The 20,459-nt window shown below is 60.5% G+C and carries 15 protein-coding genes; 9 read left to right on the top strand and 6 right to left on the bottom strand.

What is annotated here, in order from left to right:
- Positions 1-91 precede the first annotated feature (91 nt).
- The 7 genes from IEW17_RS01675 (at position 92) to IEW17_RS01645 (ending at position 7,351) form a co-directional block, all read left to right on the top strand.
- Positions 92-1,321, top strand: coding sequence for an HD domain-containing protein (locus IEW17_RS01675; RefSeq protein ID WP_188560276.1), 1,230 nt, complete (start codon positions 92-94; stop codon positions 1,319-1,321).
- 113 nt (positions 1,322-1,434) lie between these two features.
- Entirely contained in the window at positions 1,435-2,475 is a 1,041-nt protein-coding gene (gene lpxD / locus IEW17_RS01670; RefSeq protein ID WP_188560275.1) for a UDP-3-O-(3-hydroxymyristoyl)glucosamine N-acyltransferase, read from the top strand.
- Between the two features lie 99 nt (positions 2,476-2,574).
- The gene (locus IEW17_RS01665) at positions 2,575-3,969 is read left to right on the top strand and encodes a bifunctional UDP-3-O-[3-hydroxymyristoyl] N-acetylglucosamine deacetylase/3-hydroxyacyl-ACP dehydratase (RefSeq protein ID WP_188560339.1); all 1,395 of its coding nucleotides are present in this window, start codon (positions 2,575-2,577) and stop codon (positions 3,967-3,969) included.
- 112 nt (positions 3,970-4,081) lie between these two features.
- Positions 4,082-4,888 carry an acyl-ACP--UDP-N-acetylglucosamine O-acyltransferase gene (gene lpxA, locus IEW17_RS01660; RefSeq protein ID WP_188560274.1) on the top strand — a complete coding sequence of 269 codons (807 nt, stop codon included), beginning with the start codon at positions 4,082-4,084 and terminating at the stop codon, positions 4,886-4,888.
- An 84-nt stretch (positions 4,889-4,972) separates the two neighbouring features.
- Positions 4,973-5,605, top strand: a complete 633-nt coding sequence (locus IEW17_RS01655; protein ID WP_188560273.1) for an ABC transporter ATP-binding protein — start codon at positions 4,973-4,975, stop codon at positions 5,603-5,605.
- A gap of 43 nt (positions 5,606-5,648) precedes the next feature.
- Positions 5,649-6,863, top strand: coding sequence for a hypothetical protein (locus IEW17_RS01650; protein ID WP_188560272.1), 1,215 nt, complete (start codon positions 5,649-5,651; stop codon positions 6,861-6,863).
- A 74-nt stretch (positions 6,864-6,937) separates the two neighbouring features.
- The gene (locus IEW17_RS01645) at positions 6,938-7,351 is read left to right on the top strand and encodes a hypothetical protein (RefSeq protein WP_188560271.1); all 414 of its coding nucleotides are present in this window, start codon (positions 6,938-6,940) and stop codon (positions 7,349-7,351) included.
- Positions 7,352-7,430: 79 nt separating this feature from the next.
- Here the strand turns inward: IEW17_RS01645 and IEW17_RS01640 are convergent, their stop codons facing one another.
- Positions 7,431-8,267: a DUF4197 domain-containing protein gene (locus IEW17_RS01640; RefSeq protein WP_188560270.1), complete on the bottom strand. Its 837-nt coding sequence runs from the start codon at positions 8,265-8,267 to the stop codon at positions 7,431-7,433.
- A 113-nt stretch (positions 8,268-8,380) separates the two neighbouring features.
- Between IEW17_RS01640 and IEW17_RS01635 the strand changes: the two genes are divergently transcribed.
- Positions 8,381-9,685, top strand: coding sequence for a competence/damage-inducible protein A (locus tag IEW17_RS01635; protein ID WP_188560269.1), 1,305 nt, complete (start codon positions 8,381-8,383; stop codon positions 9,683-9,685).
- A gap of 374 nt (positions 9,686-10,059) precedes the next feature.
- Here the strand turns inward: IEW17_RS01635 and IEW17_RS01630 are convergent, their stop codons facing one another.
- The 5 genes from IEW17_RS01630 to dnaG all read right to left on the bottom strand — a co-directional run bounded on the left by IEW17_RS01630 (position 10,060) and on the right by dnaG (position 17,167).
- Complete coding sequence (locus tag IEW17_RS01630; protein ID WP_188560268.1) at positions 10,060-11,286, bottom strand: bifunctional 3,4-dihydroxy-2-butanone-4-phosphate synthase/GTP cyclohydrolase II; 1,227 nt, start codon at positions 11,284-11,286, stop codon at positions 10,060-10,062.
- Positions 11,287-11,334: 48 nt separating this feature from the next.
- Positions 11,335-12,525 (bottom strand): glycosyltransferase, encoded by a 1,191-nt coding sequence (locus IEW17_RS01625; protein WP_188560267.1) that lies wholly within the window; start codon positions 12,523-12,525, stop codon positions 11,335-11,337.
- The gene (locus IEW17_RS01620; protein ID WP_229748735.1) at positions 12,522-13,778 is read right to left on the bottom strand and encodes a glycosyltransferase family 4 protein; all 1,257 of its coding nucleotides are present in this window, start codon (positions 13,776-13,778) and stop codon (positions 12,522-12,524) included. Before IEW17_RS01620 ends, IEW17_RS01625 begins: the two co-directional genes overlap by 4 nt.
- Positions 13,779-13,890: 112 nt before the next feature.
- Positions 13,891-14,946, bottom strand: a complete 1,056-nt coding sequence (locus IEW17_RS01615) for a potassium channel family protein (RefSeq protein ID WP_229748733.1) — start codon at positions 14,944-14,946, stop codon at positions 13,891-13,893.
- Positions 14,947-15,022: 76 nt separating this feature from the next.
- Positions 15,023-17,167, bottom strand: coding sequence for a DNA primase (gene dnaG / locus IEW17_RS01610; RefSeq protein WP_188560265.1), 2,145 nt, complete (start codon positions 17,165-17,167; stop codon positions 15,023-15,025).
- A gap of 250 nt (positions 17,168-17,417) precedes the next feature.
- Here dnaG and IEW17_RS21305 point away from each other — a divergent pair, with 250 nt between their 5' ends.
- Positions 17,418-20,399 (top strand): leucine--tRNA ligase, encoded by a 2,982-nt coding sequence (locus IEW17_RS21305; RefSeq protein WP_188560264.1) that lies wholly within the window; start codon positions 17,418-17,420, stop codon positions 20,397-20,399.
- Positions 20,400-20,459: the final 60 nt, after the last annotated feature.

Genomic DNA, 20,459 nt, shown 5'->3' with positions numbered 1-20,459 from the left:
GGACTACGGCTGCAAATGTTGCCTATTTCTGCCCGGCCGCGCCATATTTCTCCGTCCTGTGTTCTGCCCGTCATTCCCTCCCACTCGCTCAGTGAATAAAAAGAAGATTTTCAACGACCCGGTTTATGGTTTCGTTACCATCCCGACGGAGTTCCTGTTTGACCTCATCGAGCACCCGTATTTCCAGCGGCTGCGGCGCATTCAGCAGCTCGGCCTCACGGGCTTTGTGTACCCGGGGGCGCTGCACACGCGCTTTCACCACGCGCTGGGGGCCATGCACCTCATGAGCCTGGCCCTGCGCACGCTCAAGGACAAGGGCGTAAAGATTTCGGCCGCCGAAGGCGAGGCGGCGCTGGCGGCCATCCTGCTGCACGACGTGGGCCACGGCCCCCTCTCCCACGCCCTGGAAACGGCTATTTTTCAGGATGTACCGCACGAGCAGCTTTCCCTGTTTCTGATGCAGCGGCTGAACACGGAATTCGGGGGCAAGCTCGACTTGGCCATTGAAATATTTAAGGGCACGTATGCGCGGCCGTTTTTTCATCAGCTGGTGAGCAGCCAGCTCGACATGGACCGGCTCGATTACCTCAACCGCGACTCCTTCTATACCGGCGTGGAGGAAGGCCGCCCCGGCGCCGACCGCCTCATCAAAATGCTGCGCGTGCACGAGGAACGGCTGGTGCTGGAAGAAAAAGCCGTGTATTCGGTCGAAAACTTCCTGGTGAGCCGCCGCCTGATGTACTGGCAGGTGTACCTGCACAAAACCGTGACTTCGGCCGAGCAAATGGTCATTCGCACCGTGCAGCGCGCCCGCGACCTGGCCCGCCAGGGCGTAGAAGTGCCCGCCAACAACTGCCTGAGCTACTTCCTGGGCCGCGCCGTGAGCCTGGCCGAATTCGAGAAAGACAACAAAATCCTCAGCCACTTCGTGGAGCTGGACGATTTCGACATCTGGTCGGCCATCAAAGCCTGGGCCGGACACCCCGACAAAGTTCTGAGCTACCTGGCCAAGAGCATCCTGCACCGCAACCTGCTCAAAATCGTGCTCGCTCCCGAGCCCTTTGACGAGGAATTCCGCCTCGGCATCCGTGAGCTGATTGAGGACAAATTCAACCTCCCGCCCGCCGAAGCCGAGCTGCTCCTGATTTCCGGCCGCCTCAGCAACAGCGCCTACAACGCCGAGAGCCAGGAACCCATCGAAATTCTGACCAAGCGAGGCGACGTGGTCAACGTCATGGAAGCCTCCGACCTGCCCAATATCCGAGCCCTGAGCCAGCGGGTGGAAAAGTTCTACATCTGCTACCCCAAGGAGATAGTGTAGTTGCCTGGCGTCTCGCTGAAATAAAAAAGAACGTCATGCCTCGGTTGCGCTCGGCACGACGTTCAGGCCTTCACTAGCCCAAAAACAAAAACCGCCGCCTACTTTTGCCCCTTATGGAATTTACCGTTCAGCAAATCGCCGAGGTGCTCGGTGGCACCGTGGAGGGCGACGCGGCCCAGCGCATCTCCAGCCTGGCCAAGATTGAAGAAGCCCAGGCCGGCTCGCTCACCTTTCTGTCGAACGCTAAGTACGAGCCGTTTCTCTACGAAACGGGCGCTTCGGCCATCATCGTGGGTAATGCGCAGGAACTGCGGCAGCCAATCGTGCCCGCGTTGATTCGCGTCGAGAACCCGTACACGGCCTTTAGCCAGCTGCTGGAGTTTTACGCACAAGCCACCCGCACCGGCAAGCGCGGCGTGGAGCAGCCTTCGTTTATCGGTGAGACTTCTAAAATCGGCCCTGGGCACTACCGGGGCGCCTTTTCCTACATCGGCGACGATTGCCAGCTGGGCGAGGACGTGCTGGTTTTCCCGCACGCCTACATCGGCGACCGGGTGACCATCGGCGCAGGCAGCGTCATTCACGCGGGAGCCAAAATATATTCCGACACCGTCATCGGTCGGTTTTGCGTGGTCAAAGCCGGGGCCGTGGTGGGAAGCGACGGCTTCGGATTCGCGCCGCAGCCCGACGGCTCCTACAAGGCCATTCCGCAAATCGGCAACGTGGTGCTGGAAGACTACGTGAGCATCGGGGCCAACGCCACCATCGACTGCGCCACGCTGGGCTCCACGCGCATTGGCCGGGGCAGCAAAATCGACAACCTCGTGCAGCTGGCCCACAACGTGGAAATTGGTCAGCACACGGTCATTGCCTCCCAAACGGGCATCGCGGGCTCGGCCAAAATCGGCGACCATTGCGTGCTGGCGGGGCAGGTGGGCATGGCCGGCCACGTCACGCTGGCCAACAAAACCACCGTCACCGCGCAGTCGGGCGTGGGCAAAAACGTAAAGAAAGAAGGCCTGATTCTGCAGGGCTCTACGGCCTTTGACTTTAAGCAGAACCAACGCGCCCAAATTGTATTCCGCCGTTTGCCCGAGTTGGAACAGCGCGTTATCCTCTTAGAGAAGGCCCAAAACACGACGGAAAAGCCCTAGCTTTGCAGCCTATTAGTTGTTCGTTGCTAATTGTCAGTTGTCAGGTTTAAGGACCTTGTCAGCCTGACAACTGACAATCAGCAACTGGCAACCAACCAGATGAACGACAAGCAACACACCATTCAGGCACCCGTGACGGTGCGCGGCATCGGACTGCACACCGGCGTAGAGGCCACCATGACGTTTTGCCCCGCGCCCGTGGGCCATGGCTACAAATTTCAACGGGTGGATTTGCCCGGCCAGCCCATCGTGGATGCCGACGTGGACAACGTGGTTGACCTGAGCCGCGGCACCACCATTGAGCAGAACGGAGCCCGCGTCAACACCGTGGAGCACACCCTGGCGGCGCTGGTGGGCATGCAGCTCGACAACGTCCTCATTCAGCTCTCCGGCCCCGAGCCGCCCATCATGGACGGCTCATCGGCCGATTTCATGACCGCGCTCGAAAGCGTGGGCCTGCAAGAGCAGAACGCGTTGCGTAACTACTACGAAATCCCGGAAAGCATTCGCTACGTCGACAATGCCCGCGGCGTGGAAATTGCGGCCCTGCCCCTGCCCGACTACCGCCTCACGGTGATGGTGGACTACAACTCGCCGGTGCTGGGCTCGCAGCATGCCACGCTGGCCGACATCGGCCAGTTTGGGGCTGAAATCGCGTCGTCGCGCACGTTTTGCTTTTTGCACGAGCTGGAAATGCTCTACAAAAACAACCTGATTCGCGGCGGCGACCTCAGCAACGCCATTGTGGTGGTAGACCGCGTGGTGAGCGACGACGAGCTGAATGACCTGGCCAAGATGCTGGGCAAGCCCCGCGTGGCCGTCAAGAAAGAAGGCATTCTCAACAACGTGGACCTGCGCCACAAAAATGAGCCCGCCCGCCACAAGCTGCTCGACCTCGTGGGCGACCTCGCCCTGGTAGGCCGCCCGTTGAAGGGCCAGATTCTGGCGGCCCGCCCCGGCCACGCCGCCAACGTGGCCTTCGCCAAGAAAATCAAGAAGAAAATGCTGGAGGCCCACTCCAACCCTGTGCCGCAGTACGACCCCACCCGCGAGCCGGTGATGGACGTGAACCGCATCATGCAGGTGCTGCCCCACCGCTACCCGTTTCTGATGATTGACAAAGTCATTCACCTCGACGACCAAATGGTGACGGCCGTGAAGAACGTGACCATCAACGAGCCCTTCTTCCAGGGCCATTTTCCGGGCAACCCGATTATGCCCGGCGTGATGCAAATTGAAGCCCTGGCCCAAACCGGCGGCATCTTGGTGATGAACACCGTGCCCGACCCCGAGAACTATTGGCAGTATTTCCTGGGCATTGAGAATGCGCGCTTCCGCAAAAAAGTGCTGCCCGGCGACACCATCATTTTTCACTGCCAGCTGCTGGCCCCTATCAAGCGCGGCATTGCCAAAATGCGCGGCCAGGCCTTCGTGAACGGCAAGGTGGTGTGCGACGCCGAAATGAGCGCCGCTATCGTCCGCAAAGACGCCTAATTTTTTAAGTTATGAGTTATCAGTTGTGAGTTATGAGTTGGCTTTTTTTACTGAATACGCCTGCTTGCAGATAACTCATAACTCGTAACTCTAAACTCATAACTCCCCCAGAATGCTTTCCCCCCTCGCCTATATTCACCCTTCTGCTCGCCTTGCGCCGGGCGTAACCGTTGAACCGTTTACGACCATTGCCGCAGATGTCGAAATCGGGGAAGGCACTTGGATTGGGCCGAACGTGACCATCATGAACGGTGCCCGCATCGGGCAGAATTGCCAGATATTTCCGGGCGCTGTGATTGGGGCCGTACCCCAGGACCTGAAGTTCGCCGGTGAGCAAACCACCGCCGTCATTGGCGACCACACCGTGATTCGGGAGTGCGTGACCGTGAACCGCGGCACCGTGGACCGTGGCGAAACCCGCATCGGCAGCAACTGCCTGCTCATGGCCTACGTGCACATTGCGCACGATTGCATCATCGGCCACCACTGCATTCTGGCCAATACCGTGCAGGTCGCAGGCCACGTCGAGATTGGCGACTATGCCATTATCGGCGGCTCGTCAGCCGTGCATCAGTTTGTGAAGATTGGCGCGCACGCCATGGTTTCAGGTGGTTCGTTGGTGCGCAAAGACGTGCCCCCGTACGTGAAGGCCGGCCGCGAGCCGCTCTCCTACGCCGGTGCCAACTCGGTGGGTTTGCGCCGCCGGGGCTTCTCGGAAGCCGCTATCAACCTGGTGCAGCAGCTCTACCGTACGCTGTTTCTGGGCGGCCTCAACACCCAGGATGCCCTGGCCCAAATTGAGGCTGAGCTGCCTGCTTCGGCCGAGCGGGATACTGCCATTAGCTTTGTGCGGGCCGCTACCAGGGGCATTATAAAAGGCCCCAAGCGCGGCCGGCCCGATGGCAGCGAGGCCGAGTAGGCCTTGGCAATAACTTAAATAAGAACGTCATGTTGAGCAAGCTTAGCATGACGTTCTTGTTCTTTAACGTCAGCTACCACACAATTGCAAATCACCGCCACTGGCTTGGGCAAGCGCTTTCAGCGCGACTGGATTTTCCGGGGGCTGACGCGCGTTTTTCGCCCCGGCAGTGCCACGGCGGTGCTGGGCCCCAACGGGGCCGGCAAGAGCACGCTGCTGAACACTTTTTCGGGGCAGCTGCTGCCCACCGAGGGCACCCTGACCTACTCCTTATCCGGCCAATCTTTGGCCGTGGAAGATGTGCCCCGGCACCTGGCTTATGCGGCGCCCTACCTGGAGCTGCTGGAAGAGTTGACGCTGCTGGAGCTGCTCCGGTTTCATACCCAGTTCAAGCCCCTGCGCCCGGGTGTCAGTCCGGACAAGTTGATTGAGCTGATGTACCTGGAAAAAGCGCGCCAACAGTTGGTACGCGAGTTTTCATCGGGAATGAAGCAGCGCCTTAAGCTGGCGCTGGCGCTGTACGCGGACACGCCCCTGCTCCTGCTCGACGAACCCACCACCAACCTTGATGCCGCCGGGGTAGCCTGGTATCAGGAACACGTGCAGGCCACCCGCACCGGCCGCACGCTGCTGCTCAGCTCCAACGTACCGGCCGAGTATGGGTTTTGTGATGAGCAGCTGCTGGTGACGGATTTTCAGGGGCTGCGGTTGAAATAACGGAGCTTAATTTGCGCCTGATTCCCACCCCCGACTGCTCCCCATGCGTTGCTTTATTTCAGCCTTGGCTGCCGGCCTGCTGGAACTGGCCCACCCGAACGGGGCTGCGGCCCAAACTCCCCGGCAAAACCCCTTCCGGCAAGCCGAAAAACAACTGCTGGACGGCAAAGGCAACCTGAACTACGTAGCTCCGCTACGCACTTTGCTCGCGGGCAAAACCCAGTTCGACCCGGACGTGTACGGGCAGGCCCTGGCTACCTACTATTCGTTTGTGGGACAACTCAGCCCGGCTCCGCGCAGCACGGCTTCCCGCCCCGGCACTTATCAGCTGGCTGACCCGATGCCGCTCATTGCCGCCCGCGCCAAAATCAGCCGGGTCGTCATCCTCAACGAAGACCACACCCAGCCGGGCCACCGCGCCTTTTGCCAGGAGCTGCTGACGGTGCTGGCCTCACTAGGCTACCACCATTTCGCCGTGGAAGCGCTGGACCCCGCTGATAAGGCAATAAATACGCGCAATTACCCGCTCTCAAGCTCGGGCTATTACACCAGAGAGCCCACCATGGGCCGGCTGCTGCGGGCGGCCAGAGCAACGGGCTTTGAGGTGTTCGGGCACGAAATAACAAGAGGGCAGGAAAAGGAATTTGCCGACTGGCGCCGGCAGTACAATTACCGCGATTCAATGCAGGCGGTCAATATTCTGGCGGTGATGAAGAATAACCCGGCGGCGAAAATCGTAGTCTACGTCGGCCACGACCACGTGCTGGAACACGAGCGCGAAGGCCTCAAGCACATGGCTGCCTACCTGCGCGAGCTGGGCCATTTCGACCCGCTGACAATTGACCAGACCACTCCCTACTACTACGCCGGACCGGCCCCCACCACGCCCCGGCTCCTCACCACCAACGGCCAGGTGCCAACAACTACCGGCTTCAATGCGCAATTGGTCGATTTGCAGGTCATTCACCCGCCCCACGTTGCCCCAGGCAACCGGCCCGCATGGCTGGCTACCGCCGCGGCCGGCAAACTCATTCAGGTTCCCATTCCGAGCCCGTATGCTGGTACGCAGTGCCTGGCGCAACTCTACGACCAGGGCGAATACCAGCGGCACGGCGACCAAGCCATTCCACTCGACCAGTACTTCAGCGCGGCCAGCCAAAAGCAGGTGAGGCTCTACGCCTTGTTTCCAAAGCAGCGGGTGGTGGTGAAGTACCGCCCCGCCAACCTGCGATTAGCAGCCGACAGATTAAGCCACTGAAAAGGCCGGGATGATGTATTATCGATTGGCTAAGACTGGAAAATGCTAACCAGAAATCTCCCCAGTCCGTATCTTTGTCACTCAATTTAGCCCTATCATCCACCTTACTCTTCCCCGCCCTGGCCATGATTGATAACAACGACCTGGACGACAACTTGCTCGACGACGATGATAACCTGGACTCCTACGCTGCCAAAGGCGGTGCGGCTGCTCTGGGCAATACGGAGGACCGGCTCTCGGCCAAATACGCCGATTACCTGATGTGGACCGACACGGGCTCCTCGCACGACGAAGCGCTGGACCTGGCCAACATGACCGAAGAGGAGTTTGTGGAAGCCGAGCGCGCCGAAAATTCCGACCGCGGCGGCTTCACCAGCCTCGATGAGGAGGAGGACGAATTTGCTGACGACGATGACGACGCCGACGAAGGCTACAGCAGTGGCCGGGGGAGCCGTCGCGGCGGCAACACCGACAGCGATGACTATTAGGACAACTCTGCCCCGATAAACCGAAAACGCCCCGGCTGGAACTTCCAGTCGGGGCGTTTTCGGTGTTTGGTTTCGGTGATTACCGGCCAAATACTGTCTTGAGGATGTCACTAGTACGTGCAGCGGGGTTCTTGCGAATTTTGGCCTCCTCGTTGGCTAGCAGGATAAACAGGCCATCCACAGCCTTTTGCGTGGTATAGTCGGCCAGGCTCAGGTTCACGGGCGTCATCAGCGGAATCTTGTTGTATTTATCGGTAACGGTGGCGTAGGCCCGGCCGGCCCCAACCTGGTCGATGGCCGCTTCGATGTCGGGGTGGAAGGCGCTAATCAGCTGCGATTGCGTGGACCGGCGCAGGAACTGGGTAGCCGCGTCGGTTGAGCCGCTGGTGACCAGGGTAAGAGCATCCGTAATGCTGATGTTGGCCAAGGCGTTGAGGAAAATATCCTTGGCCTTGGGCGCAGCGGCCTCGGCTGCGCGGTTGAGCTGGGTTTCGAGCTGGGTGAATACCAGGCCCATGCCCGGCAGGCGGCCCACGGTCGACTTCACAATTTCCAGGTCGGGCGGGGTCGGAATGTGAATGTCGTCGTTGAGGTTGAAACCGTCGGGCTCGGAGGCAAACTGTACGGCTTTGATGATGCCCTTGTTGAGGGCTTCTTTCACGCCGGCGCTGGCCTGGGCTTCGGTGAGGGGCGCAGGAGCAGCTACAGGGGCTTTAGGGGTTACTGCCCTAGCGGCAACAGCCTTTGCAGCAGCGGCTTTGGTGGCGGCAGTTCTGGCGGCGGCGGCTTTTTTGGCGGCAGTGGCTTTTTTGGCGGCCGCTGCTTTTTTAGCTGCGGTAGTTTGGGCGTGGGCGGCAGGTGCCGTAGTGGCCAGCAGGCCGGCTACGAGCAGGGCACTGGCAATGCGAGTAAACATGGAATAAACAGCTGCGACGGGAAAACCGGATGGCCCCTATGGCTGTCCTTGGACCGCCGCTTGTGCAAGTTGAAGACAATTTTGCGGCCAAACCCATTTTACCTCGACAAACCATGCCCCTCGCTCGCCCGCTTCCCGCTGCCAATACCCCGCCTGATGGCCCCACCGCCCCGCCCGATGTGGAAATCATGACCATTGGCGACGAGCTGCTCTACGGGCAGGTCATCGATACCAATTCGGCTTTCATGGGCCAGGAACTGGGTAAGATTGGTTTGCGGGTGCGCCAGATTTCGTCGGTTTCGGACCGCGCCGATGAGATTATGGCGGCCCTGGACCAAGCCCGCCAGCGCGCACAGGTGGTGCTTATCACCGGCGGCCTGGGCCCCACCAAAGACGACCTGACCAAGCACGTATTAGCCCGTTATTTCGGCACCGAGCTGGTGATGCATGAGCCCACGCTGCGCCACGTAGAGCAAATTTTTCAGCGCTTCCAACGGCCCATGCTCGATGTGAACCGCCAGCAGGCCCTGGTGCCGGCCAACTGCGAGGTGCTGCCCAACGCGGTGGGCACGGCCCCCGGCATGTGGTTTTCGGACCAGGGCACCATCTTCGTGAGCATGCCCGGCGTACCCTTCGAGATGAAGCGCCTGATGACCGACCACGTCCTGCCGCGCCTGCAGGCCCAATTCCGCATCGCCCCCATCGAGCACGTGGTGGTGATGACGGCCGGCATGGGCGAGTCGTTTCTGGCCCAGAAAATTGCCGATTGGGAAGATGCCCTGCCCGCCAATATCAAGCTGGCCTACCTGCCCAGCTTCGGGGCCGTGCGCCTGCGCCTGACCGGCTCCGATGACGGCCAACCCGACCTGCGCGGCCGGATGCTGGCCCTGCTGCCCGTGTTGCGCGAGCGCATCGGCGAGTACATTTTTGCCGAGGAAGAAACCACGCTGGAAGCCGCTATCGGCCAGCTGTTACTTGCCCATAACCTCACCATCGGCACGGCCGAAAGCTGTACTGGCGGCCTGGTGGCGCACCGCCTCACCAACGTTTCGGGGAGCTCGGCGTATTTCCGGGGCAGCATCGTGGCCTACCACAACGATATTAAGCAGGAAGAGCTGGGCGTTCAGGCCGCCACCCTGGCCCAATACGGAGCCGTGAGCGAGGTCACCGTGCGCGAAATGGCCGAAGGTGCCCGCCGCCGCCTGGGCGTGGACGTGGCCGTTGCCACCAGCGGCATCGCCGGCCCCACCGGGGCCACCGATACCAAGGAAATAGGCACCGTGTGCCTGGCCTACGCCGACGGCACCCAAACCATCAGCCGCGAGTACGTGCTGGACCGGGGCCGGACCCTGAACGTGGAGTACGCGGCGCAGTCGGTGCTCACGCTGCTGCGGCAACAATTGGCCGCGCTCGCTTAGCCAGCCTTTCGCCACTGCCGGATGCCCGCCCAACGGTTTCAGGCACCTATTAGTCGCTGCTGAATGGCTTCCAAACAGCTTCCGGCGACTGTTCGCCGCTGCCGAATGGCTTCTTAACGCCGCTAACAGGCCCATCGTCAGCAACTAGCCCAACGCAAAAAGGCCGGCTATGCAGCCGGCCTTTTTCTAAAATCATACTTATTCTCATCCCAAACTGGTTTGCGAAAATCGGTTGGCGGAGGTAGAGACGCATACTTGCGTCTCGTCGTTGAACGGCTCGCCTGACGGTCCTACCGCAGGCAGTTCAACGACGAGACGCAAGTATGCGTCTCTACCCCGTTTTCGCAAACTACCTCAGGATGAGGATACCGCACTTACGCAATCGGCGTTTCGGCCGATACGGGGCGCATAATGTCGTGGCCCATTTTGTCACGCTTGGTGGTGAGGTAAGCCTCGTTGTGCGGGTTTGAGTGAATTTCAATGGGTAGCGTTTCCACTATTTCGAGACCGTAGCCGACAAGGCCCGTGCGCTTCTTGGAATTGTTGGTGAGCAGGCTCATTTTGGTTACGCCCAGGTCGCGCAGGATGGATGCGCCCACGCCGTAATCCCGCTCGTCGCCCTTGAAGCCCAAGTCTTCGTTGGCCTGCACGGTATCGCGGCCCTGCTCCTGCAGCTTGTAGGCTTTGAGCTTATTGAGCAGGCCGATGCCGCGCCCTTCCTGGTTCATGTAAACGATGACGCCCCGGCCTTCGCGCTCAATCTGGCGCATGGCCTGGCGCAGCTGCGAGCCGCAGTCACAACGGCACGAACCGAAAATATCGCCGGTAACGCAGGAGCTGTGCACCCGCACCAATACCGGCTCGGGGCCGCTAATATCGCCTTTCACCAAAGCCAGGTGCTTCACTCCGTTGGAGCGCTGGGTGTAGGCGTACAGGTCGAATTCTCCGTCTTCGGTGGGCATCTTCACCGATATTTCGCGGTAAATAAGGCTCTCCGTAGCCAGGCGGTACTTAATAAGGTCCTGCACCGAAACCAGCTTCAGGCCCCACTTTTTGGCTACGATTTCCAGGTCGGGCAGGCGCGCCATTTCGCCGTCTTCCTTCAGGATTTCAACCAGCACCCCGGCCGGGGCCAGGCCGGCCAGGCGGGCCAGGTCCACGGCCGCTTCGGTGTGGCCGGCGCGGCGCAATACGCCTTCCTTGCGGGCCTTGAGGGGGAAAATATGGCCGGGCTTACCCAATTCCTCGGGCTTGGTAGCGGGGTCGATAAGGGCCAGAATGGTCTTGCTGCGGTCGGAAGCGGAAATGCCGGTGGTCACACCGTTTTTCAGCAAATCGACGGATACCGTGAATGGGGTGGCGTGCAGGGCCGTGTTGGTGCCCACCATCAGGTCGAGGCCCAGCTCTTCGCAGCGCTGTTCGGGCAGCGAGGCGCACACCAGCCCGCGGCCGTGGGTGGCCATGAAATTGATGATTTCGGGAGTAGCGCATTCGGCAGCGCAAATAAAGTCGCCTTCGTTTTCACGGTCTTCGTCGTCGACGACGATGACCACCTTGCCGGCGCGAATATCAGCGATGGCAGATTCAATGGAATCAAGCATGGAGTGGGGGTGGTATTTCGGGCCATAACAACAAGGGCCGCCGCAAAGTTAGCCCCGGAGGCCGCCCCCTGCCTGTAATAGCACTTCGAGGCGGGCAGTGGCCCCGGCCCAATCGAAATGCGTTTGCACGAACTGATGGCCCCGAGCCGCCAGCGCTTCGGCGGCATTCGGATTACTCAGCAGCTGAGAAATGGCTTCGGCCAGCGCCGTCGCGGAATCGGCCACGCGCAGCTCCTGCCCGTCGGTGCCGCCCAGCGCGTTGTTGGCCAGCGGCGTGGTCACGCAGGGCAGCTCCATCGCCATGGCTTCGAGCAGCTTGTTTTGCAGGCCCGTACCCACGCGCATGGGGGCGGCAAACACCCGCGCCGAAGCGTAGGCCGCCCGGATATCCGGCACCCATCCGCTGACAATGACGTGCGCCGAGGCCAGGGCCTGCACCCGGGGCGCGGGCGTGGTGCCGGCCACCAGCAGCCGGGCCGCCGGGTGGCGCTGGCGCACCAGCGGCAGTATTTCTTCGGCCAGAAAGCAGGCGGCATCTACGTTCGGGTGGTAGCTCATATTGCCGCAAAATAGGACGTCGTATTCTTTTAAGGCCGCCGGGCGCGGTTGGAAGAATTCGGTGTCGATGCCGTTCAGCACAATCTGAATCTGGTCGCGGCCGGGGTGGTTAATCAACTGCCGGTCCTGGTCGCTGATGATGGTGTGGTGCTGGAACCAGCCGAACGCCGTGGCTTCATAAGCCAGCAAGCGGTGGGCTTCCAAGGCCAGCACGGGTCGCTGCCACAGCGGGGCCTGGGTGGCCCGCCGCGCCATGCCGGCCGAAAACACGTCCATGTAATCCAACGTCATCGGTACCCGGCCGGCGTGGGGCCGCAGGTACTCGGCCATGCGGATGAGCTGGCAGTAGACGTGGTCGGGCCGGAAATCGTGCAGCAGGCCATCAACCTGCCGCTGGGCTTTGGCATCATAAAAATAGCCCACTTGTAGGGGCAATCCCGTGGCTAGGGCGCGCGCCATATTGCGGGCAATGCCGGGCCGGCGCAACCGGTGCACCACCAGCCCACCCCGGCACAGCAGCCGCACCCGGGCCTGCGCTTCGGCCGAAACATCTTCGTCAGTGAGCGCAAAAAGGCAGATTTCGTGGCGCTCGGCCAGGTACCGGAGCTGGTGGTAGGCGCGCAGCTTATCCCCTTTATCGAGCGGGTACGGGAAGCGCGAAAGCAGAACGAACAGCTTCATACGGGCGGCGAATGAGCAGGCGTACCGGCGGGCGCGGGCAGCAACAATTGCTCGTACAAATCAATAAAACGCTGCACAACGCGGCGGTTGTCGTAGAGTGTGGCGGCGGTGCGGGCAGCTTCGGCCCCCAGCTCGCGCCCAGGCAGCTCGCCCCGGGCCCAGGTGCGCAACGCGGTAAGCCAATCGACGGGCGAATCGCGCAGCACGATGTCGTGCCCATCGCGCACGGCAATGCCCTCAGCCCCGAGGCGGGTGCTCAATATGGCTTTGCCCAGGGCCAGGCCCTCGATGATTTTGACGCGCATGCCGCCGCCGCTGAGCAGCGGCACTAGCATCAGGTCGTATTGCTGCATGAACTCGGCGGCTGACTCCACGAAGCCGTGCATGAACACGTTATCGGTGCGCGGAGCCAGCAGGTGAGCGGGGGCGTTGCGGCCGGCAATGTGCAGCTCCACGTCGGGCATTTCGGCGTGTAGCGTGGGCCACACCTCGCGCAGCAGCCACTCCACGCCTTCCTGGTTGGGCAGCCAGTCGAGCGAACCTATCATAAACAGGGTGCGGGGCTTGGGCTGCGCGGCCGGGTTGGCCTGCACGCGGCTCAGCTCGACCCCGGCCGGGATGAACACCACCGGCTCGGGGCAGTGCATGGCGCGCAGGCGCTCGGCATCGGCCTCCGTGATAGCGGCTACGGCGTCGAACTGCCGCAGGTAGCGCCGCTCGAACGCTTCGAGACGGCTGGCCATGGTTTGCAGGAAAACGCGCTTGAGCGGGTTGGCTTCGCGGCGGGCCAGCATGTGCCAGATGGTGTTCTCCACGTTGTGGGCCCGCAAAACCAGGGGCGGCACCCGGAAATCGGCGCCGTGCTGGCGGCCCAGCCACTCGGCGTACCAAGCCACGAAGGTGCCCTCCATCTGCACGATGTCCACTTGCCCGGTCCGCAGGACTTCGAGCAGCCGCTGCCCTACCGCCGGGCTGATGAACCGCTCCACGTTGTAGGGCTGGCGGCTGAAAAGCAGGTTTTTCAGGGCTTTAATGGCAGAAATATCCGTATTCACGTCCACCAGCTCCAGCCGCAGGTTGGGGCCCAGGTGGGCCAGGGCATCGGCCGGCTGGCGGTGCTTGGGCGTATTGATGGCCAGCAGCGTGACGCGGTGCCCGGCCCGAACGAGGCCGGCGGCCACGTCGTACATGGCAATGGCCCCGCCATCGTGGGGCGGGTACGGGACGCGCGGGCAGAGTTGCAGAATGTGCATGTTTTTCATTTAACATTTATCAATTAACATTTAACAGCCGACCTGCTGACGCTTCCTGGCGCGGGCCTGCGCAAACAGCGTGTTAAATGATAAATGTTAATTGTTAAATGAATTAAAGTTGCCGGAACTGCACCTCGAAGCTCTGAATCTGGTCTTCGCTGCCGAGGACCAGCAGCACGTCGCCGGGCGCGGGCGCGTAGTCGACGGGCGGACTCACCAGCAGGGCGCCGCTGGCCTGGCGCATGCCGATGATGGTGGCCCCGGTGAGGGAGCGCACGTCCATCTCCCGAATGGTGAGGCCGCGCAAATCGCGCCGTATTTGGTCGTAGCTCATTTCTTCGAGGCGCAGCTTGTCGGGGCTGAGTCCCGAAATCAGGTCGAGGAAGCGGATGACCTCGGGGCGCACCACCAGCTTGGCCATGTGCGAGCCCCCGATTTCGTCGGGCATGACCACCGAATCGGCCCCGGCGGAAAGCAGCTTGCTTTCCGAAGTTTTGAGCGAGGCGCGGGCGATGATTTTCAGGCGCGGGTTGAGAGCGCGGGCCGAAAGGGCTACAAATACGTTGTCGGCATCCTTGGGCAGGGCCGTGATAAGGGCCGAGGCCCGCTCCACGCCCGCCTGCTTGAGCACAAGGTCGGAGGTGGCATCGCCGAATACGGTAAAGATTCGACCGCCCGCAATGCCATTATCATCATAATCTTCGCCGGTTTGGCCGTCCGTGATGCTTTTCATCAACTCCTGGTCCGATTCGATGACCACCACGCGGGCGCCGTTGGCGCGCAATTCCTGGTGGGCCCGGCGGCCATTGCGCCCAAATCCGCACACGATGACATGGCCGCTGAAACGTTTAATCTCCTGGTCGGTTCGAATCATTTTATAAATTTTGCGCAGCTCCCCGTCAAAGATAAACGCGGACAGGACCGATATGAGGTAAGCCACAACCACGAGGTTGTAGAGAATGTAGAACGATACAAACAGCCGCCCGGCCTGCGAAAACGGTTGAACTTCACCGAAGCCCACCGTGGCCACGGTGGTTACCGTCATATAAAACGCGTCAATCAGCCCGTAATCTTCGATGACAGTGAAGCCCGTCATGCCAATCACCAAGCTCAGAACCGTGAGGATGATGGCCAGTATCAGGCGGTTTATGTTGAGGCGTCTAAGCATTGCGGTGTGGTAAACAAGAGCCAAAGAACGTCATACAGAGCGCAGCGCAACATGACGCGCCGGTTAAGGCACATGCTCAGGCGCCCCGCGCCACCACGGTGCCCAGCATCGCGGCCAGCTCATTATCGAGCTCCTTGAGTCGCTTGATATCACCCAGGATTTCAAACATCTCGGCATCTTCCAGCGGGTGGCGGAGCTTTTCGAGGCACTGGTCGAGCTCGCGCTGCACGTGGACCTTGTTGAGGCGCAGCACGGCGTTGTCGCAGGCCAGCTGGGGCAAGTCCACTTCGTTGAAAACGTAAATTTCCTTATTCCGCCAGTTGGGGCTGATTTCGTAGCGCTCGGTGGCCAGGTCCGTGATAAGGCTGCGGATGTCTTCGCGCTCGTTTTGGGCCAGCAGGCGAGCATCGGGGAAGCGGCCGGCCAGCAGCTCCTGCCGGCAGATTTCCCACATTTCGGCGTAGAGCGGTACGTGAAGGGGGTTTTCGCCGAGCTGGCCCATTAGGTAGGCTGCTACGCTCATTTCCGCCTCAATTTCGCGGCCGGAGTAAAGCACCAGCAGCCGCAGCACCTCCCGCTCGCAGACCTGGAGCATGTCGGGCGTGTCGTCGGCATCGGCAGCTCTGGACTTTGCGGGTTGAAAAGAGGCACCCGCGCTCAGGATTTCCACGGTAGCCTCGTGGCCGCCGTACATCAGCATTTCGGCCTCTTCCTCGTCCGACATTGGGCGCGGCGCGGCAGCCTGACCGGGGCGCTGGCCCTGGCCGGCGGAGTTGCCGCCGTAGCTGTTGCCGCCGTAGTTGCCGGAGCCACTGCTGCCACTTGAGCTGCCGCTGTTGCCGTAGCCTCCACTGCCACTGCCGCCGCCGCGCTGGTCGCCCGATTTTGGCGTGGGTGATTTCACCAGCTTGTTGTATTCGGTGATGAGCACCTGCTCATCAATACCGAACGTGGCCGAGGTCTGCTGCAAAAACACCTGCCGCTTGATGGCATCGGGCACTTTGGCAATGCTGTGGAGCACGTCGCGGATGGCCTCGGCCTTCTTCACCGGGTCGTTACTGGCCTCGCGGGCCACCAGCGTGGTTTTGAAGGAGATGAAGTCCTGGCTTTTGGTTTCGATGTACTCGGCGAAACGCTGGTCGCCCACTTTGCGGATGTAGCTGTCGGGGTCGTCGCCGTCGGGAAACAGCACCACGCGCACGTTCAGGCCGCCTTCGAGCAGCAAATCGGTACCGCGCAAAGAGGCTTTGATACCGGCCGCGTCGCCATCGTAGAGCACCGTCACGTTATCAGCATACCGCTTGATGAGCCGGATTTGGCCTTCCGTGAGTGACGTGCCGGACGATGCCACCACGTTTTTGATGCCGCCTTGATAGAGAGAAAGTACGTCCAAATAGCCTTCCACCAAATAGCAAACTTCCTCCGTCCGGATGGCCTGCCGGGCCTGGAACAGCCCGTAGAGTACATCCGACTTGTGGTAAATCTCCGACTCCGGCGAGTTGAGGTACTTCGCCATCTTGTCGTCACGCTTCAGGGTGCGCGCCCCGAAACCCACCACCCGGCCGCTGATGTTGTGAATCGGGAACATCACGCGGCCCCGAAACCGGTCGTAGCGCCGGCCGGTGTCCTTGCCCTGGTCGTCGGTTTTGATGACGGTGAGGCCGGTTTTTTCGAAGTATTTCTTGTCGTAGCCGGCCGTTTCGGCGGCTTTCATCAGGTCGTCCCAGCTATCGAGCGAGTAGCCGAGCTCGAACGTCTGGATGGTGCTCAGGTTCAGGCCGCGCTCTTTGAGGTAGCCGTAGCCGATGCTCATGCCCTCGTCGGAGTTCAGCAGCAGGCGATGAAAATGGTTTTTGGCGTAGTCCGAGACGATGAACTGCGAGTCCCGCTCGTTCTGCTCCAGCTGCTGCTGGGGCGTTTTTTCCTCTTCCTCAATGGTAATGGCGTACTTCTTGGCCAGGTACTTCAGGGCCTCCACGTAGCTGGTGCCCTCCACGTCCATCACGAACTGCACCACGCCGCCGGCCTTGCCGCAGCCGAAGCACTTATAAAGCGACTTGGCCGGATTCACCGAAAACGACGGCGACTTCTCGTTGTGAAACGGGCACGGCGCCCACAGATTCTGGCCCTTGCGCTTGAGCTGCACAAAGTCGCCGACGACTTCCACGATGTCGGCGGTCTGGATAATCTGGTCAACTAATTCTTTGGGGATGCGGGCCATGGGTGGCTATTCGGGATATTCAGAACGTCTTAACGCGCGCAACAAGACCTCACCCCCTGACCCCCTCTCCAAAAAAGAGGGGGCACCGGAAATGCTTGATTTAGAATCGTCAGGCTCCCCTCTCTTTTGGAGAGGGGCTGGGGGGTGAGGTTACGCTGAGCGAAATGCGCGCTGCATCACGGGCGCTACAACAAATTTCGCCCTACTTTCTCCTACGTCCTACCTTTGCCCGGAATAAACTCCGCGCAAGATGCCCGCATACCGCCCCGAAGAAATCGAAAAGAAGTGGCAAGCCCATTGGAAACAGCATAGCACCTTCCAGGCCCACAACCACTCCGATAAGCCTAAGTACTACGTGCTTGACATGTTTCCCTACCCGTCCGGGGCGGGCCTGCACGTGGGGCACCCGCTGGGCTACATTGCCTCCGATATCGTGACGCGCTTCAAGCGACTGAAGGGGTTCAACGTGCTGCATCCCATGGGCTTCGACTCCTTTGGCCTGCCCGCCGAGCAGTATGCCATCCAGACCGGCCAGCACCCGGCCCTGACCACCGACCAGAACATTGAAACCTACATCAAGCAGCTCAGCAGCCTGGGGTTCAGCTACGACTGGAACCGCGAAATCCGCACTTCCGATGCCAGCTACTACAAGTGGACGCAGTGGATTTTCCTCAAGCTGTTCAACTCCTGGTACAACCTCGACACCAACCGCGCCGAGGCGCTGACCGACCTCACCGCCCGCTTTGCCGAGCGCGGCAGCGAGGGCGTCCGCGCGGCCGGGGATGATGGCGACCGCCAGGTATTCACCGCCGGGCAGTGGCAATTATTCACGGAGCACCAGAAGCTGGCCGCGGTGCACTCCTACCGCCTCGCCTACCAGCAGGACACCTACGTGAACTGGTGCCCCGGCTTGGGCACGGTGCTCTCGAACGACGAGGTGAAGGACGGCCTGAGCGAGCGCGGCGGCTACCCCGTCGAGCGGCGCCTCATGCCCCAGTGGAACCTGCGCATCACCGCCTACGCCGACCGCCTTCTCGCGGGCCTCGACACCCTCGACTGGCCCGATGCCGTGAAGGAAATGCAGCGTAATTGGATTGGCCGGAGCATCGGGGCCGAAATCACCTTCCCGGTGCAGGACCACGCACACGCCCAAATCAAGGTCTACACCACGCGGGTTGATACCATTTACGGGGCCACGTTCCTGGTACTGGCTCCCGAGCACGAGCTGGTGAACGAGCTGACCACGCCCGGCCAGCGCGCGGCCGTGGACGAATACATCGCCGCCACCAAGCGCCGCTCGGAGCGCGACCGCATGGCCGACACCAAAACCGTGTCGGGCGTGTTCACCGGCGCTTACGGCCTGAACCCGGTGAACAACGAGCCCGTGCAAATCTGGCTGGCCGACTACGTGCTGGCCGGCTACGGCACCGGCGCCGTGATGGCCGTGCCCAGCGGCGACCAGCGCGACTACCTGTTTGCCCAGCATTTCGGCCTGCCCATCCCCGCCATCTCCGATGCCCAGCAAGGCCTCGACCAACAAGCCGACCCCACCAAGGAAGGCCGCTACATCAACTCGGGCATCATCAACGGCCTCACCTACAAAGAGGCCACGACCAAGCTCATTGCCTACCTCGAAGAAAAAGGCCTGGGCCGCGGCAAGGTCAACTTCCGCATCCGCGACTCCATTTTCGGTCGCCAGCGCTACTGGGGCGAGCCCATCCCGATTTACTACAAGGATGGCACGGCCTACGGAATTGCCGAGAGCGACCTGCCGCTGGTGCTGCCCGAAATCAGTGAGTATAAGCCCACCGAAACCGGCGAGCCGCCCCTCGGCCGCGCGCAAAACTGGCTCTACCGCGACCAGTATCCCTATGAACTGAGCACCATGCCCGGCTGGGCAGGCTCGTCGTGGTACTACCTCCGCTACATGGACCCCACCAACGAAGCCCGCTTCGTATCGGAGGAAGCCGAGCAGTACTGGGGCACCGTGGACCTCTACATGGGCGGTGCCGAGCACGCCACCGGCCACCTATTGTATGCGCGGTTTTGGTATCTGTTTTTGAAGGATTTAGGCCTCGTCAGCAGCAATGAGCCGTTCCAGAAACTGATAAATCAGGGGATGATTTTGGGGCGGTCGAATTTCGTATACAGAGCTAGTTTAGGTTGGACTGCAATAAATGCGTCAGGCGACATAGTTAGTCAGGACCATTTAGTACATCCTTTTCTATTTGTATCTAAAACAGCATTTGAGATTTTGACATCCCCAAATAGTTTTAAACAAGACTCTCATTTTGAAATAAAAATATCCGAAAAACTTGGCGTCATGCGTGACAACATGCAAACCAGGTATCCTGAATATAAATTTGAGGTTGAGGCGTTTGGTATTGGCAATAATACTGGCTTCACTCCTCTTCATGTTGACGTCAATTTTGTAGACAACGACATTCTGGATATAAATGCGTTTAGAGGGTGGCGCGAGGAATACAACAATGCTGAGTTTATTTTCGAAGACAACAATACGTATTTATGTGGGGTTGAAACAGAGAAAATGTCGAAGTCCAAATACAACGTCGTTAATCCCGACGTGCTGATTGGCAAATACGGTGCTGATGCCCTGCGTCTTTACGAAATGTTCCTCGGCCCGCTGGAGCAGTACAAGCCCTGGAACACCAACGGCATCAGCGGCGTGGGCAGCTTCCTCAAGAAGTTCTGGCGCCTCTTCCACCCCGAGGATGGCGACTTGGCCGTAACCGACGAGCCCGCCACGCCCGCCGAGCTGAAAGCCCTGCACAAAGCCATTCAGAAGGCGCAGGAAGACATCGAGAAGTTCAGCTTCAATACCTCGGTCAGCCTGTTCATGATTACTGTGAACGAGCTTACGGCACTGAAATGCCACAAACGCGCCATCCTGGAGCCGCTGGTGGTACTACTCTCGCCGTATGCACCGCACCTGGCCGAGGAGCTTTGGGAGGAGCTGGGCCACGCGGCCGGCAGCATCAGCCACACTCCCTATCCCGAGTTCCGCGAGGAATTCCTGGTGGAGGACAACGTGATTTACCCGCTGGCCATCAACGGCAAGGTGCGCGAGCAAATGCAGTTTGCCGCTGCCGCCACTGCTGCGGAGATTGAAACTGCCGTACTAGCTTCGGATTTCCTGGCCCGTTTCGGCGAAGGAAAATCGGCGAAAAAGGTAATTGTAGTACCCGGCCGGATGGTCAACGTGGTGGTGTAATAGTTGAAGCTTTTTTCAAAAAAATAGCCCGTTGCAATTGCAGCGGGCTATTTCTTTTCA

The organism is Hymenobacter frigidus, assembly GCF_014640435.1.
In the GTDB taxonomy this organism is placed as follows: Bacteria; Bacteroidota; Bacteroidia; order Cytophagales; family Hymenobacteraceae; genus Hymenobacter; species Hymenobacter frigidus.
The sequence above is the reverse complement of the archived record's forward strand: the minus strand, read 5'-3'. Positions and strand labels throughout refer to the sequence as shown.